Source organism: Mycobacterium sp. (genome assembly GCF_025965855.1).
Taxonomy (GTDB): Bacteria; Actinomycetota; Actinomycetes; order Mycobacteriales; family Mycobacteriaceae; genus Mycobacterium.
Map to the genome: position 1 here is coordinate 25,965 of NZ_JAOPWB010000273.1, position 14,669 is coordinate 40,633.

12 protein-coding genes and 2 pseudogenes are annotated in these 14,669 nt (G+C 67.0%); 3 read left to right on the forward strand and 11 right to left on the reverse strand.

Annotated elements, in window-relative coordinates; genetic code table 11:
* The first annotated feature begins 11 nt into the window (after nt 1-11).
* Together JWP83_RS23045 and JWP83_RS23050 are read left to right on the forward strand one after the other, a co-directional pair.
* Nucleotides 12-887, forward strand: a complete 876-nt coding sequence (locus JWP83_RS23045; RefSeq protein ID WP_297735317.1) for an acyl-CoA thioesterase II — start codon at nt 12-14, stop codon at nt 885-887.
* A gap of 145 nt (nt 888-1,032) precedes the next feature.
* Complete coding sequence (locus tag JWP83_RS23050; RefSeq protein ID WP_297735320.1) at nt 1,033-2,427, forward strand: phosphatidylglycerol lysyltransferase domain-containing protein; 1,395 nt, start codon at nt 1,033-1,035, stop codon at nt 2,425-2,427.
* Here JWP83_RS23050 and cydC read toward each other — a convergent pair.
* From cydC to JWP83_RS23105, 11 genes and pseudogenes are all read right to left on the reverse strand, one after another.
* Nucleotides 2,340-4,054: pseudogene (gene cydC / locus JWP83_RS23055) on the reverse strand (thiol reductant ABC exporter subunit CydC). The gene JWP83_RS23050 and the pseudogene cydC sit on opposite strands and share 88 nt — an antisense overlap.
* Nucleotides 4,041-5,654 (reverse strand): thiol reductant ABC exporter subunit CydD, encoded by a 1,614-nt coding sequence (gene cydD / locus JWP83_RS23060; protein WP_297735363.1) that lies wholly within the window; start codon nt 5,652-5,654, stop codon nt 4,041-4,043. Before cydD ends, cydC begins: the two are co-directional and overlap by 14 nt.
* Before the next feature lie 62 nt (nt 5,655-5,716).
* Nucleotides 5,717-6,757 (reverse strand): cytochrome d ubiquinol oxidase subunit II, encoded by a 1,041-nt coding sequence (gene cydB, locus JWP83_RS23065; protein ID WP_297735323.1) that lies wholly within the window; start codon nt 6,755-6,757, stop codon nt 5,717-5,719.
* A 25-nt stretch (nt 6,758-6,782) separates the two neighbouring features.
* Nucleotides 6,783-8,255, reverse strand: a complete 1,473-nt coding sequence (locus JWP83_RS23070) for a cytochrome ubiquinol oxidase subunit I (RefSeq protein WP_297735326.1) — start codon at nt 8,253-8,255, stop codon at nt 6,783-6,785.
* A gap of 92 nt (nt 8,256-8,347) precedes the next feature.
* Nucleotides 8,348-8,944 (reverse strand): HdeD family acid-resistance protein, encoded by a 597-nt coding sequence (locus tag JWP83_RS23075; RefSeq protein WP_297735329.1) that lies wholly within the window; start codon nt 8,942-8,944, stop codon nt 8,348-8,350.
* A 30-nt stretch (nt 8,945-8,974) separates the two neighbouring features.
* Entirely contained in the window at nt 8,975-10,303 is a 1,329-nt protein-coding gene (locus tag JWP83_RS23080; RefSeq protein WP_297735332.1) for an adenylate/guanylate cyclase domain-containing protein, read from the reverse strand.
* 25 nt (nt 10,304-10,328) lie between these two features.
* Nucleotides 10,329-10,613, reverse strand: coding sequence for a DUF488 family protein (locus JWP83_RS23085; RefSeq protein ID WP_297735335.1), 285 nt, complete (start codon nt 10,611-10,613; stop codon nt 10,329-10,331).
* 189 nt (nt 10,614-10,802) lie between these two features.
* Nucleotides 10,803-11,108 carry a DUF3303 family protein gene (locus JWP83_RS23090; RefSeq protein WP_297735338.1) on the reverse strand — a complete coding sequence of 102 codons (306 nt, stop codon included), beginning with the start codon at nt 11,106-11,108 and terminating at the stop codon, nt 10,803-10,805.
* Nucleotides 11,109-11,242: 134 nt separating this feature from the next.
* Nucleotides 11,243-12,346: pseudogene (locus JWP83_RS23095) on the reverse strand (IS1634 family transposase); the annotation flags it as partial.
* 188 nt (nt 12,347-12,534) lie between these two features.
* Nucleotides 12,535-12,933: a DUF6069 family protein gene (locus JWP83_RS23100; RefSeq protein WP_297735343.1), complete on the reverse strand. Its 399-nt coding sequence runs from the start codon at nt 12,931-12,933 to the stop codon at nt 12,535-12,537.
* Between the two features lie 63 nt (nt 12,934-12,996).
* A complete protein-coding gene (locus JWP83_RS23105; protein ID WP_297735346.1) occupies nt 12,997-13,725 on the reverse strand; it encodes a GDSL-type esterase/lipase family protein in 729 nt (242 codons plus the stop codon).
* Between the two features lie 85 nt (nt 13,726-13,810).
* Between JWP83_RS23105 and JWP83_RS23110 the strand changes: the two genes are divergently transcribed.
* Complete coding sequence (locus tag JWP83_RS23110; RefSeq protein WP_297735348.1) at nt 13,811-14,410, forward strand: TetR/AcrR family transcriptional regulator; 600 nt, start codon at nt 13,811-13,813, stop codon at nt 14,408-14,410.
* The last annotated feature ends 259 nt before the right edge of the window (nt 14,411-14,669 follow it).

Sequence of the window (14,669 nt, forward strand, 5' to 3'; positions counted from 1 at the left end):
AGCGCAGGCCCGTGCCGGCTGGCAACGATTTCGAGGAACTGCTGGCGATACTCGACCTGAACCGCATCTCCGACGATCGGTTCGCCGGATCCCATCCCAGCAAGAACCCGATGCGGACCTTCGGCGGCCAGCTCATGGCGCAATCGTTCGTTGCCAGCAGCCGCACGCTGGTCCGGGACGGTCTCCCGCCCAGCGCGCTGTCGGTGCACTTCGTCAACGGCGGAGACACCGCCAAGGACATCGAATTCCACGTGGTGCGGCTGCGCGACGAGCGGCGCTTCGCCAACCGGCGCGTCGACGCGGTGCAGGACGGCGTCCTGTTGTCGTCTGCGCTGATCTCTTACATGTCGGGCGGCCGCGGCCTCGAGCACTCCGTCGATCCGCCGCGGGTGGCGCCGCCGCACACGCAGCCATCTATCGGCGAGTTGTTGCGCGGCTACGAGGAGACCGTCCCGCACTTCGTCAACGCCCTGCAGCCCATCGAATGGCGCTACACCAACGACCCGTCCTGGGTGATGCGCGACAAGGGCGAGCGGTTGCCCCACAACAGGGTCTGGGTCAAGGCGCTGGGCGCGGTCCCCGACGACCCCGTGCTGCACACCGCGACGATGGTCTACTCCTCGGACACCACGGTGCTGGACTCGGTCATCACCACCCACGGCCTGTCGTGGGGTTACGACCGGATCTTCGCGGCGTCCGCCAACCATTCCGTGTGGTTTCACCGGCAGGTCGACTTCAACAACTGGGTGTTGTACTCGACGTCGTCGCCGGTGGCCGCGGATTCGCGCGGGCTCGGCACCGGGCACTTTTTCGACCACTCCGGCCAGGTCATCGCCACGGTGGTGCAGGAAGGCCTGGTGAAATACTTTCCGCCCTCGCGCCGATAGACAGGTGACGGGATACCCGCCGGACAACCGTCCGATTTCGGTCAGACAGGGCCGTGATCGGGCGTAGGTTGAGATCAGCCGGGTATTCGGTGCGAGTGGCGGTGACTACGCCGCCCAGTCGGACTGATCGCATCGGGAGGTGAGAGTGAACGGACCGGTCGACCTCGCAGCCAAGCCCCCCGCGCGCGAACGCGTCGTTGTCCACGTCGATTCACTGGCAGCCCGCTGGATCGGGGCGTTGGCCCTGCTCTGCGCGGCGGGCTGGCTGATCGTCATACTGGCCCGCCACCACCAACAGCCGTACTGGCACTACGCCGACCGGCTGGGTTGGTCGCTGACGGTCCTGGGCGCTGTGGCGTTCATCGCACGCGGCATCTTCCTGGGCCGTCCGGTGACGGCCATGCACGCCGCCGCCGCGGCGCTTTTCGTGGTGGCGGGGCTGGGCGCGCACGTGCTGTCCTTCGACCTGCTCGGTGATTTGCTGATCGTCGGCTCCGGGGCGGTGCTGATGTGGCCGACGACGGCGCATCCGCGACCCGAGAACCTGCCCCGCATTTGGGCGTTGATCGATGCCAGCGCCGACGACCCGCTGGCCCCCTTCGCCATGCAGACGGGCAAGTGCTACCACTTCACCGCGGACGGCACCGCCGGGCTGGCGTATCGGACCCGGCTCGGATACGCCGCGGTCGGCGGCGACCCCGTCGGGGACGAGGAGAAGTTCCCGGAGCTGGTCGCCGACTTCGCCGTGATGTGCCGTGCACACGGCTGGCGGATCGCGGTGGTGGGTTGCAGCGAACGCCGACTCGGGTTGTGGAAGGACCCGGCGGTGATCGGACAATCGCTGCGGGCGATACCGATCGGCCGCGACGTCGTCGTCGACGTGGCCGGCTTCGAGATGGTGGGCCGCAAGTTCCGCAACCTGCGGCAGGCCGTGAAGCGCACCCACAACTTCGGCATCACCACCGAGATCGTGGACGAGCAGGGACTCGACGAGACACTGCTTGCCGAGCTGACGGACGTGGTGCGGGCCTCGCCCAGCGGCGCCCACCATGATCGCGGCTTCTACATGAACCTCGACGGCGTGCTGGAGGGGCGGATCCCCGGAATACGGCTGATCGTCGCCCGAGACGCCTCGGGGCGGGTGCAGGGCTTCCATCGGTACGCGACCGCCGGCCGCGGCAGCGACGTCAGCCTTGACGTCCCGTGGCGTCGCCGCGGGGCCCCCAACGGGATCGACGAGCGGCTCAGCGTCGACATGATCATGGCCGCTAAAGAAGCGGGCGCACAGCGTGTATCGCTCTCGTTCGCGGCGTTCCCCGAGATCTTCGAGGACAAGGATCGCGGTCGGGTCCAGCGCGTCTTCTACCGGTTGATCCATATCCTCGACCCGCTGATCGCGCTCGAGTCGCTGTACCGCTACGTGCGCAAGTTCCACGCGATGGACGCCCGGCGCTACGCGGTGATTTCGATGACCCAGCTGGTCCCATTGGTGTTCGTGTTGTTGACGCTGGAGTTCATGCCGCGCCGGCGACACCTCTGAGCGGCAGTTCGCGGCAGCCAATCCCGTTGGGCAGATGGTGCGTCGCCACCACCACGGTCCGGTCCGCGGACAGCAGCCGCGGCTTCGGGCCCAACAGGTCGCGCAGGATCCGCTCGGCGTCGGTCGCTTCGAGATGCTCGGTGGGCTCGTCGAGCAGCACGATTCGGGCGGGGGAGATCACGGCGCGGGCCAGCAGCAGCCTCCTGCGCTGGCCCGCCGAGACCGCGTGAGCGCCGCCGGTCAACACCGTTGACAGGCCTTCGGGCAGACTCGCGACCCACCCGCCGAGGCCGACCGCATCCAGCGCCGCGGTCAGCTCGTCGTCGTGGCAGTCGCCGCGGGCGACCAGCAGGTTGTCGCGGACCGTGGTGGCGAAGACGTGCGCGTCCTCGGCGAAAAAGCCGACCGCCCTGTGCAATTCGTCTTCGTCAAAGCGGCCGACGTCGGTTCCGTCCAGCAGCACCCGCCCGTCCAGCGGCGTCATCAGCCCGGCGAGCGTCATCAGCAGCGTCGTTTTGCCCGAACCGCTGGCGCCGGTGACGGCCAGCCGGGCGCCCGGTGGCAGGTCGAGCTCCACCCGATTTGGTCGCGCCGAATCCGCGTGACCGGAACGGACATCGGCGCTGAGCCGGACGGTTCCGGCGGGTGCCGGCTCGCCGGGGCCCTTCGGGCGGTCCGGGGGAGCCAGGTCGAGCAGGCGACGCGCCGCGATGCGCGACCGCGTCAGCTGGACGGCGGCGGCCGGCAACGCCGTCGTCGCCTCGAAAGCGGACAGCGGCAACAACATCAGGACGGCCAGCGTGGTGGGCGCAACCGTGTGCGCCAGGCCGATCCCGGCGGCCACCGCGCCCAGCACGCTGGCCCCGATCGCCGCGGTCGGCATCGCCTCGGCGATCGCCGCCGGCCTGGCGGCGGCGTCGAGGGCGTCGACCCAGGCGCGTTGGCGGCGTTGCGAATCGGCGATGACGCCGGGCAGCGCGCCCGCGACGCGCAGCTCCGGCGCGTGTTCGAGGGCGATCATCGCCGACGTGTCGCGGTCGGAATGGTGTTGGCGGGCAACCTCTTCCAGCGTCACGGCGGCTCTACCGGCGAGCCGGGGGGCCACATAGCCCGCGATCAGCAGGCAGACCGCCAGCACCGCGGCGGCCGGCGGCGAAATGGCCGCGACAACTGCGGTTGCCGCCAGCGCGAGCACCGCCGCGACGGCGATCGGCACCACGGCGCGCACCAGCACGTTGGCCAGCTCGTCGACGTCGGCGCCCACCCTCGCCACCAGCTCACCGCTGTGCAGGCGCAAGGCCGTCGCCGCGGACCCGCGGGCGAGGCGGTGATAGATCTGCGCCCTGGCGGTGCCGGCCGCTCGCAGCGCGGTGTCGTGGGTGGCCAGGCGCTCGCAGTAGTGCAGCACGCCCCGCGAAATCGCGAACGTGCGCACCGCGACGACCGCGACGGACAGGTCCACCACGGGCGGCATTTCCCAGGCCCGGGTGATCAGCCACGCCGAAAACCCGGCCAGGGCCAGTGCGCTGCCCAGCGACAGCACGCCCAGCGCGACGGCCGCGAGCATCCGCGGCACCCGCGGGCGCAGCAGCGTGAACGCGTCTGACGGCGGATCAGACCGTGGCATGACGGACCTCCGCGTCGGCGGCCACTTCCACCACCCCGTCACCGATGGCGACGACGGGCTCGCGGTGGCCGACGACGACCACCGTCGCGCCGGAGCGCGCGCGCTCGACGATGGCACGCAACACCCGCCGCTCGGTGCGCGCTTCCAGATGCGCGGTCGGCTCGTCCAGCAGCAGCACCGGGGCCGCCGAGCCGAGCGCCCGGGCGAGGCCGAGCCGTTGGCGCTGGCCCAGCGACAGCCCGACGCCCCCGCGGCCGAGCACGGTTTCCATCCCGTCGGGCAGCTCGGCCAGCACCGCGTCGAAACCCGATGCGGCACAGGCCTCGTCGAGATCGTCGAGCTTTCCCAGCAGCGTCAGGTTGTCACGGACGGTGCCCGGGACCAGGACCGGACGTTGCGGGAGCCAGGACAGCTGCCGCCACCACGCGGTGCGGTCCAGGTCGGCGACGTCGGCTCCGGCCACGGTGATCCGGCCGCAGGACGGCGCGGTGAGCCCGGCGATGGCCTGCAGCGTGGTGCTCTTGCCGGCGCCGTTGGGCCCGGTCAGCACCGTGACCCGGCCGGGTTCGATCGTCGCGGTGAGATCGCGGGGCGCGTGGCCGTCTCTGCCCAGCACGCTGAGGTGTTCCAGGCGGATCCGTTTGCCGCGGGAGTGCACGGCCTGGCTTCGCGCCGGTGGCGCGGCCGGCTCCCCGATGAGGGCGAACGCCTTGTCCGCGGCGGTCCTGCCGTCCTGGGCGGCATGGAATTCCATGCCGATGCGGCGCAGCGGCCAGTAGACGTCAGGCGCCAGCAGCAGCACCGTCAGGCCGGTGGCCAGGGTCATCTCGCCGAACACCAGGCGAAGGCCGATGCCGACCGCGATCAGTGCCACGCCGAGCGTGGCGAGCAATTCGAGCACCAGCGCCGACAGGAACGCGATCCGCAGCGTCGCCATCGCCGATCGTCGGTGGGCGGCAGCGAGTTCGGCGATCCGGTGTTCCGGACCGCGCCCGCGGCCCAGCGCGCGCAGCGTCGGGATGCCGGCGATCAGGTCCAGGATCCGGGCCTGCAGGGTCGTCATCGCATCGAGCGCCGCCGCCGATCGGTCGGCCGTCGCGAGCCCGATCAACACCATGAAGACCGGTATCAGCGGCAGGGTGATCACCACGATCACCATCGATTCGGGGTCGTAGACCGCGATCACGGCGACGGTCGCCGGGGTCAGGATCGCCGCGAGCAGCAGGGTGGGCAGGTACCCGGTGAAGTAGGGGCGCAACCCGTCCAGGCCGCGGGTGACCACGGCGGCGGCGGCATCACGCTGCGCGGCGAGTTCTGTTGGCTGCCGGGCCGTCACGGCGGCCAGCACCTGACCGTTGAGGTCGGCGATGACCGCGCTGGCCCCGCGCTGACCCAGGCGGGCCTGGAGCCAGTGCGTGACCGTGCGAACGACCCACAGCGCCAACAGGATTGACAGGGGCCCCAGCCAGCTGCCCAAGTGACGCGCCGAGGGCTCGCCGACGACGCGCGCCACCACGCTGGCCAGCACGATCGCGGAGCCGACCGCGCAGCCCGAGATGATCACTCCGCAGCCCACCGCGGCGAGCAGGTAGCGACGCAACGCGGTCGATGCCCGCCACAGTCGCGGGTCCAGGGGCGCCCGCCTTGCCGCGTCCTTCCCGGTCAGGACGCACGCCTCGCCAGGCCGATGGCCGGCGGTATCCGTTCGGCCGAGATCCGTTGCCGGAACACCCAATACGTCCACGCCTGGTATGCGACCGTCAGCGGAGCCATGATGGCCGTCACCCAGGTCATGATCTTGAGGGTGTATGGGGTCGACGAGGCGTTGTAGATCGTCACGCTCCACTGGCTGTTCAGCGTCGAGGGCACCAGGTTGGGATACAGCACGCCGAACAACAGAATCACCACGGCCGCGACCACCAAGGCGGTGCAGGCAAAAGCCCAGCCGTCGGACGCGCGCCGCCACACCAACGACACCGCCGCCAGCTGCGCGGCGACCGCGACCCCCAGCACCACCCAGGTCCAGCCCTTGCCGTGCGCCAGCTGCGTCCAAAGCCCAAATGCCGCAACCAGTCCGGTCACCGGCAGCGATAGCCACACCGCGAATCGGTGGGCGTCGTCGCGGATCGTGCCCGAGGTCTTCAGGCCGACGAACACCGCGCCGTACATCAAAAACAGCCCGGCGGTGACCAGACCGCCCAGCAGCGTGTAGGCGTTGAGCACGTCGGTGATCGACGGGTGGACGTGGCCGCCGGCGTCCACCGGCAGCCCGCGGACCAGGATGGCAAACGCCACGCCCCACAACACGGCGGGCAGCCACGACCCGGCGGCGATCCCGAAATCGGCCCAGCCGCGCCATTTTGTGTCGTCGACCTTGCCACGCCATTCGATCGCCACGGCGCGCAGGATCATGCCGAACAGGATCGCCAGCAGCGGCAGATACAGCGCCGAGAACATGGTGGCGTACCAGCCGGGAAACGTGGCGAACATCGCCGCGGCGCCGGTGATCAGCCAGACCTCGTTCCCGTCCCACACCGGCCCGATGGTATTGAGCACCGTGCGGCGATGCAGTTCCGGTTCGCCCATGCCGACGCGGGCGAACGGTTCCATCAGCATGCCGACCCCGAAGTCGAAGCCCTCGAGGATGAAGAAACCGAGGAACAGCATCCCGATGATGCCGAACCACAACTGCTGCCCTCCCATCGGTCAGCTCCTTTCCAGGTTGGCCCTAATAGGCGAACGAAAGCGGCGCCACCTCGTCGTCGCTGGGCGCGCGGGGCGGTGCCGGTTCGGCGTCGTGTTCCTGCGGTCCCGCGACGACGTAGCGCCTGAGCAGGCAGAACCAGATGACCGCGAGCACCGCGTAGACGAGGGTGAAGGTCACCAGGGAGGTGGCGACCATGCCGACGGCGTGATCAGACACGCCCTGGCGGACGGTGAGCCGAACCTGCTGGTCGCCGGTCGGGTTCGGGACGACGATCCACGGCTGGCGGCCCATCTCGGTGAACACCCACCCGGAGATGTTGCCCAGGAATGGTGTGGGAATGGTTAGCAGCGCCAGCCAGGGGAACCATCGCTGGTTGGGTAGCCGGCCGCCCCGGGTGAACCACAACGTCGCCAGCGCGAACAGCACCGGAATGGCCAGGAACCCGATCATGGCGCGAAACGACCAGTAGGTGACAAAGAGGTTGGGGCGGTAGTCGTTTGGCCCGAATCGCTGTTGGTAGTCCTGCTGCAGGTTGCGCACGCCCTGCAACGTGACGCCGCTGGTTCGGCCTTTGGCGAGGAACGGCAGCACGTAGGGCACCTCGATGACACGGTAGAGGCCGTCGCAGTTGTTCTGCCTTCCGACCGTCAGGATGGAGAAATCCGGATCGGTTTGGGTGTCGCACAGGGATTCCGCCGACGCCATTTTCATCGGCTGCTGCACGAACATGAGCTTGCCCTGATGGTCGCCGGTGAAGAACAGGCCGACGGCGGCGGCCAGCGCGACCCAGCACCCCAGGATGGCGGCCGGGCGAAACATGGTGCGGGTGTCCGACTCGGCGGCGGGTGCGGCGGCGGCGGGATGGCGGGAACGGACCAGCCACCACGCGCTGACCGCGGCAACGAATGTCGCGGCGGTCAGCAAGGCGCCGTTTACCGTGTGTGAAAACGCTGCCAGCGCAGTATTATTGGAGAGCAGCGCGGCAATGCTGTTCAGCTCGGCGCGCCGGGTCGCCGGGTTGTAGTGCGCGCCGACCGGGTGCTGCATGAACGAGTTGGCCGCGATGATGAAGAACGCGGACACGTTGACACTGATGGCGACGATCCAGATGCACGCCAGGTGCACCAGCCGCGGCAGCCGGCTCCAGCCGAAGATCCACAGCCCGATGAAGGTGGATTCGAAGAAGAAGGCGGCCAGGCCCTCCATCGCCAGCGGCGCGCCGAAGATGTCGCCGACGAACCGCGAGTACTCGCTCCAGTTCATCCCGAATTGAAATTCCTGGACGATCCCGGTCGCCACCCCGATGGCGAAGTTGATCAGGAACAACTTGCCGAAAAACTTGGTCAGCCGATACCAGGTGGCGTTGCCCGTCGCCACCCACACCGTCTGCATGATCGCTAGCAGGGGAGCCAGGCCGATGGTGAGCGGCACGAAGATGAAGTGGTAGACGGTCGTAATGCCGAACTGCCACCGCGAAATATCGACGACATTCATCTGCCATCTCCCTACTGCGGAGCTGATTCAACAGCTACGACAGAGTGTAGTAGAACGGCTTGGGCCCGCGCTACCGGCAATATCGTGCGGCCTCAACCGCTGAGTGTTTTGGACGCCTTGCGGATGCCGAACGACGATACGATCTCGAGTACGCCGATGACCACGAACCAGACGCCGACCACAATCGCCAGGGTGACGATCGAGGGGAACGGCGACGCCAGGACGATGATCCCGGCGAGCAGGCTGATCACGCCGATGAAAATCGACCAGCCCCGCCCCGGCAGGACCGGATCGCTGATGGCCGAAATCGTCGTGGCCACCCCACGGAAGATGAACCCGATGCCAATCCAGATGGCCAGCAACAGGACTGCGTATCCCTGACCGAAATGACGAAAGGCCAAGACCGCCAGGATGAGTGACGCGGCACCGCCGATGAACAACAAGATCCGGCTTCCCGCCGAAACATGCAGGCTGAACGCGAAGACCACCTGCGCGGCACCGGTGATCAACAGATAAACACCGAACGCGACGGCGGCGACCAGGATGGAAATTCCGGGCCACGCCAGGATCACGGCGCCGACGATCACCGACAGAATTCCCGATACCAGCGCGGATTTCCACAAGTGCGGCAACAGGCTTGGAACGGGGGCGGTTCCAGGAGTGGTTTGCATGGCCGCAGTCTGACACAATCGGCGGTCTCGGGGATAGGGACTTTCGGCTCAGACGCGCGCGGTGCGCGGTTCCTCGGCACGCACGTCGGTGGGCTCCTCGGTTGCTTTGCGGCCGATCAGATACCAGGTTCGCATGGGGCCCTTGCCCTTGATGTCGATGCTGCCCCGCTCCTGCAGCACGAACTCGTCTTTGAGGCGCGCGTACATCGCCTCGGGCACCTGGATGCGGCCCACCGAGTCGGTGGATTCCATCCGGGAGGCGACGTTGACCGCGTCGCCCCAGACGTCGTAGAAGAACCGGCGAGAACCGACGACACCCGCGACCACCGGCCCGCAGGCCATGCCCACCCGCAGCGGGATTGGCTCGCCGTGCGGATCCTTCAGTCCCGCTGCGACATTGGCTATGTCGAGCGCGAAATCCGCGAGCGCGCGGGCATGGTCGGGCCGCGGGCGCGGGACGCCGCTGACCACCATGTACGAGTCGCCGCTGACCTTGATTTTTTCGAGGCCGTGCTTGTCTACGAGGGCGTCGAACGCCCCGTACAAACGGTCGAGGAAGCGCACCAGGTCGGCGGGCGGGGTGCCACTGGCGCGTTCTGTGAATCCCACGATGTCGGCGAACAAAACCGAGGCGTCGTCGTACTTGTCGGCGATGACGCTGCGGCCGGGCTCCTTGAGGCGCTCGGCGATGCTGGCGGGCAACATGTTTTCCAGCAGCGTCTCCGACCGCTCGTACTGGGCCTCCATGACCGCCTCGGCGCGGGCGGTATCGCGCAGGGCGAACCACACCGTCACGACCACCATCACGACGCTGGAGACGGCGGTGATGACGAAGCCCGTCGACGTGGCCCAGGCCGGTTGCAGCCCGGTGTTGCGTGGGACCAGGAACTCGACCGTGATGATCAGGCCGGCGGCCACGGCCGCCAGCGCGGACGCCAACACGATGTGCTCGATCCCCAGCAGCAGCACGACGATGCAGGCGCCGACCAGAAAGAAGAACTGCGATCCGGAAGCGGTGCCGACGTCAAGGCAGCTGGCGAATATCGAGACGTAGGCCGCGCCGAGAAAGGTAAGCGGCGCAACCAGTTCCCCGAATCGCTGCAGCCAGGGAACGAAGGCGAAGACCATCGCGGCGGCGACGTTGATCGAGCTGACCTGCCACGACCAGGAACCGGTGAGGATTTGCACGAGCACGAAGCTCGCGCTCACCATCACGGCCAGCCACGCGGTGATGGTGAGGATCCGAGCCCGGCGCGCCGCGCTGGCGGCGTAGTGCTGATTGCGGTCGCGGGTTTGCGCCCGCACCGCGGCTACGCAGTCCGGGCGATTCGACGAGCCATCCGAGCGAGGTGGGGCTCCGCATTTCTTCGCCACCACGTTCAAAGCGTAACCGTTGACCTCGTCATTTGTCGGCTGCCTGGTCAAGATCGCGGGTGAGGCAGTCCGACGGGTGGTGTGGCGCCAGCGAGCCGTTGGGCATGATGTGCTGCACCCGGTGTCCGTCGCGCGGGGCCAGGTCGGCGATCATAAGCCGATGACAGCGCCACCAGGTCGGTTCGCCACACATCACGGCCACGTTGCCGGCATCGGCATCGTGCAGCAGCCGCTGGTAGGCCGCCTGGAAGGCCGGCGTGCGGGTATGCGAGCGCCTAACGCACCGCGGCCGGCCCGGCGCCTTGCGCGGCAACCACGGTGCTTAAAACCCCGATGCTTTTGACTTCACAGGGCCGAGGTAATTAGCTGCAGTGGGTCGCGCAGCCGTTGCGCTCGCGCGCGGCTGCCAGCCAGTCGTCGGGCTGATCGGTCATGACTATCGCTCTGCCAGCGCAAATGCAAAAACGCCGCCCAGCGGATTTGGCGGCGTTTTTGACGAGGATCAGCTGATGCTGCTGCGGAACCCGATGCCTTCCTGACCCGCCTGCACCCATTCGGCCACATCGACCACGGGGTGACACTTGTATTGGACGTAGTTCGCCAGCTTGGACGTGCCTTCGAGGATGTCGGCCGGGTTGTCTGCCTCGCAGACCATGAACCCGCCCTCGGCATCGATGCGGCCGACGAACTGCAGGATCGTCACCTTGGGCTGCCACTTCGAGTAGAGGTCGTATGCGCGCTGCGTGTCGGCTTCGGCCTGCTGACCGCCGATACCCGGACGAACGCGCCACTCCAAGACGTACTTCATGAAAATCTCCTTTGTTTGTGCGTTGTGACTGTCTAGCCAAAGGCAAGCCAAGACCCGACTGCTGCTGCACGCTAGTGCCAAAGGACCCTGAGCAGCAGTCAATGGATTGGAAGTCAACCAACTGGTGCTGTACCTCCGGCCAACCCTCGGGCCTTGGCCTCTAGGTCCCGGTTGACCGTCTTGGTCTCCCCGGTCAAGGTGATGAACCGGTTGCGTTTTACCCGGGGCCTTACCGTCCACGGCGCGTTGGGCTTTGGCGATCTGCTCGTCGATGCCACGTGGCGTGCGCCGGGCCCGGTCGTGACGGAATTGGTAGTGCACGACCCGATCGGGGATGCCGCGGACCCGCTCGCTGCTGCTGGAAGGCCACGGCTGGGTGAGCACCAGCTGATCGGGAATGGCCTCATCGGGGTGCTTGGCGCGCCACTCGCCGACCACGCCGGGCAGAAACGGGACCCTAGTGCCGAGGATGAACGACAACCCCGCCGCCTGGATCGCGACCTGGTTCGCTTCGGGGATCATCCCCGCGTCCGCCACGACGGTCACGTCGGTCAACTGGTGGGCCTTCTTGAAGGCGTTGATCACCGGCAGCACGGTGGCGGTCTCGGCCTTGTTGCCCTCGAACGCTTCCAGGGCGAGCGGGAATCCGGTCGCATCGGTCAGCAACCGATGGTGATCGGGGGTTCCAGGCGGCGTTCCTTGGAGAATCCCGGCTCCCGGAACCCGTCACCGGCATCGGTTTCGAAGTACAGCGTCGATACGTCGTAGAGCACCAAAGATGCTGGCCCCAGCCGGGCGTGCCGGGCCGTTGCTGCGGCCAGCGGTTGCCGCCAGGAAGGTGTGGCATAGGCCGGCAGCCGGCGCTTAAGGGTGGCATAGGAGGCTGCTTCGACGCCGACTTCGCCCAGCACCCGAGCCGCGTCGATCTTGCTGGTGGGTTCGATGATGCGGGCGAGGACGAGATCGCGAAACACACTGTCACCCTTGGTGACCGACTCGAACCCCAACACCCGGTAGGCCGTGCACAATGCTTCCCACAGGTGGGTCATCCGCAAGGAGGTGATCGGCAACGTGTCGGGCCGAACCCCTTGGGACAGCCCGAGGTCCAATTCCGTTTGCTCGCCGGCCAGCCGCGCAGCAGCCGCGGTCTTCAGCGCGGCCAATTCGATCTCGTCGTGCGCCGAGCCGATGTGTTCGATCGAACGTGAGCCCCGCCGCCAAGACCACACGATCTGCACCGCCGTCGCCCCACAGGCGGTCTTCACGGTACGCACGTAGGCCACGGGCGCGCTGGCTTTGAACGCGAGTCTTGGCGGCCGTTATCCCCGATATTTGGACGTCGTCGGTAGGTGGAAACGAGCTACGTTGTTCGTGAATGTTGGGGTCATTCGATCGGAGTGGCGCGGTCGTCGGGCGTGTGGGCGGGTCAGTGTCTACGGAGCAGGCCGGGGATGAGCACGGCGGCAGCGACGCAGTGCTGGATGGTCAGTACCACCTGCGTGCTAATAGCTGCGGGCGTGATGAAGACCGGGACTATCGACAGCGCGAGTACGACGAGTGCCAGTGCGATCCAGGGCCGGCGTGGATCTGCCCAGTAGCGCTCCAGGATTGCCAGGACGAGCCATCCGGCTGATCCGGCTGTCACGGTTGCAGCCACAGTGAGCAGCAGGGTGACCTCGCGGGTACCGAGCGGTGTCACGGCGATGTAGCTGGTGTGGGCGAAACGGCCGATCACCCAGATCACAGCGGTGGCAAGGCCGGCAACGATGATGGCGGTGCAACGGCGGACCGCCAGTCGAACCGGTGACGTGGCGAGGTCAGGCATGGTGGCTCCTAGCTTTCGAGTGCAGATCGGTTGGGTGGGCTCTGGTGGTCGGTTCGGCATTGGTCAGGCCCTTTGCGCGAGAAACTCCTCGATGAGGTCGGCGATGATGGTTGCGCCCGTGGTGTTTTGGTGGATCAGGTCGGTGGTGAGCCGCAGACCACGACGACGCGAGATACTGTCCAGTGAGCGACGCAGCACGAAGTGTTGTATCGCGGCGCTGGCGGACAGGACGCGACCGTCACGAAACCGGATCCCGGGTGTGAATCCTGCGGCGGTCAGGTAGGCGATCTGGCGTTCGTACAGACACAGATAGGCCACGTTGTGTGTTTCGGCGACGTCTTTGACCACAGCGCTGTAGTCCGCGGCCCGTAGCACGGACGGTGAGCCGAGTTCTTCGCCGAGGACCGGAAGTGACATCAGGGCGATTTCCGCAAGGGTCTCTCGCATGAGCCGCTCGACGATCGCCGTGAGGTTCTCCTGGTACCACTCGATCGTCGGTCGGCTGGGCAGATTTTTCATCCGCGTCATCATTCGGACGTTCTTTTCCGACAGGCTGGCGTTGGCGTCGTTGGTGCCGATGAGCACCGACACCACATCGGGTCGTAGCTCGACCACCGAGTCGAGTCGTTGCAGCACGTTGTAGGCAAGGTCGCCGTTGACGCCTGCATTGGTCACGCGTACCTGCTGGCCGATATCGCGTGAGCGCAGCATCTTGACGAAGTCAACGCTGACCTGCCCGCGCGTAAGGCTGTCACCGAGGCAGACGACGTGTCGCGCAGCGGATGGGGGCATCGTGCATCCCTCTCGACGGTTAGTGAGTGCTCACCAACCACTATGATTGGTGAGCACTCACTAACTTGTCAAGATGGAGGTCAGTGTGAGCACCAGGGACCGCATGCTCGACGCCGCCGCGCACGTTATGCGCACGCGGGGACTAGCCCGGGCGACCACCAAGGAGATCGCCAAGGAAGCCGGCTACTCAGAAGCCGCCCTATACAAGCACTTTCGCGACAAAACCGACATCTTTCTGGCCGTACTCACCGAACGTGTGCCGAGCACGTTGGGTGCTGTGTTGGGTCGCCTCGAGCACTGCGTCGGCGAGCGTTCGGTGACAGAGACACTTCAGGACATCTCGCTAGCAGCACTGGGCTTCTATCACGAAACCTTCGTGATGGCAGCGGCGGTCTTCTCTGAACCGCACCTGCTAGCAGCCCACCGCGCCGCGGTGCAGGAACGCAACGCCGGCCCACACCACGTCAGCGACGCCGTCGCCAACTACGTCGCCTCCGAACAGAGCCTCGGTCGCCTACGCGCCGACGCCGACCCCCGCGCCGCTGCAGACCTCCTGCTCGGCGCGTGCTTCCAGCAGGCGTTCCTGAGCCGCTTCGCCGATACACCGATGGACGACGAAACTCGCGGCCGCACCGCAATTGCACTCACTCAAACCCTGCTTAGCGGGCTCGCCGCGCCGTCGTAGCCCGCCACCGCTGCCCAACAACCGCCGAATGGACATCAGCACTCACAAATAACCGATCCAGTCCATCAACACTGACCCCAAAATTGGCGAACTGACGCTCGGAATCGCTTTTCGGGGCCACGCAGCTTACGGCCCGAATTTAGTGTTCAAATTCCACCGAATCAGAACACGAATGCGCAGGTCCACCACGCACAGCCACGCCAGAACGCGAAACGTGAGCCAAGACATCCCTGGAAGTTGATTGTCAAGCAGCGGCGGT

Excerpts from the sequence above, each read along its gene's own strand:
- cydB (WP_297735323.1), bottom strand. The coding sequence starts at position 6,757 with ATGGGAGGGCAGCAGTTGTGGTTCGGCATCATCGGGATGCTGTTCCTC.
- JWP83_RS23070 (WP_297735326.1), bottom strand. The coding sequence starts at position 8,255 with ATGAATGTCGTCGATATTTCGCGGTGGCAGTTCGGCATTACGACCGTC.
- JWP83_RS23090 (WP_297735338.1), bottom strand. The coding sequence starts at position 11,108 with ATGAAGTACGTCTTGGAGTGGCGCGTTCGTCCGGGTATCGGCGGTCAG.
- JWP83_RS23100 (WP_297735343.1), bottom strand. The coding sequence starts at position 12,933 with ATGCCTGACCTCGCCACGTCACCGGTTCGACTGGCGGTCCGCCGTTGC.
- JWP83_RS23105 (WP_297735346.1), bottom strand. The coding sequence starts at position 13,725 with ATGCCCCCATCCGCTGCGCGACACGTCGTCTGCCTCGGTGACAGCCTT.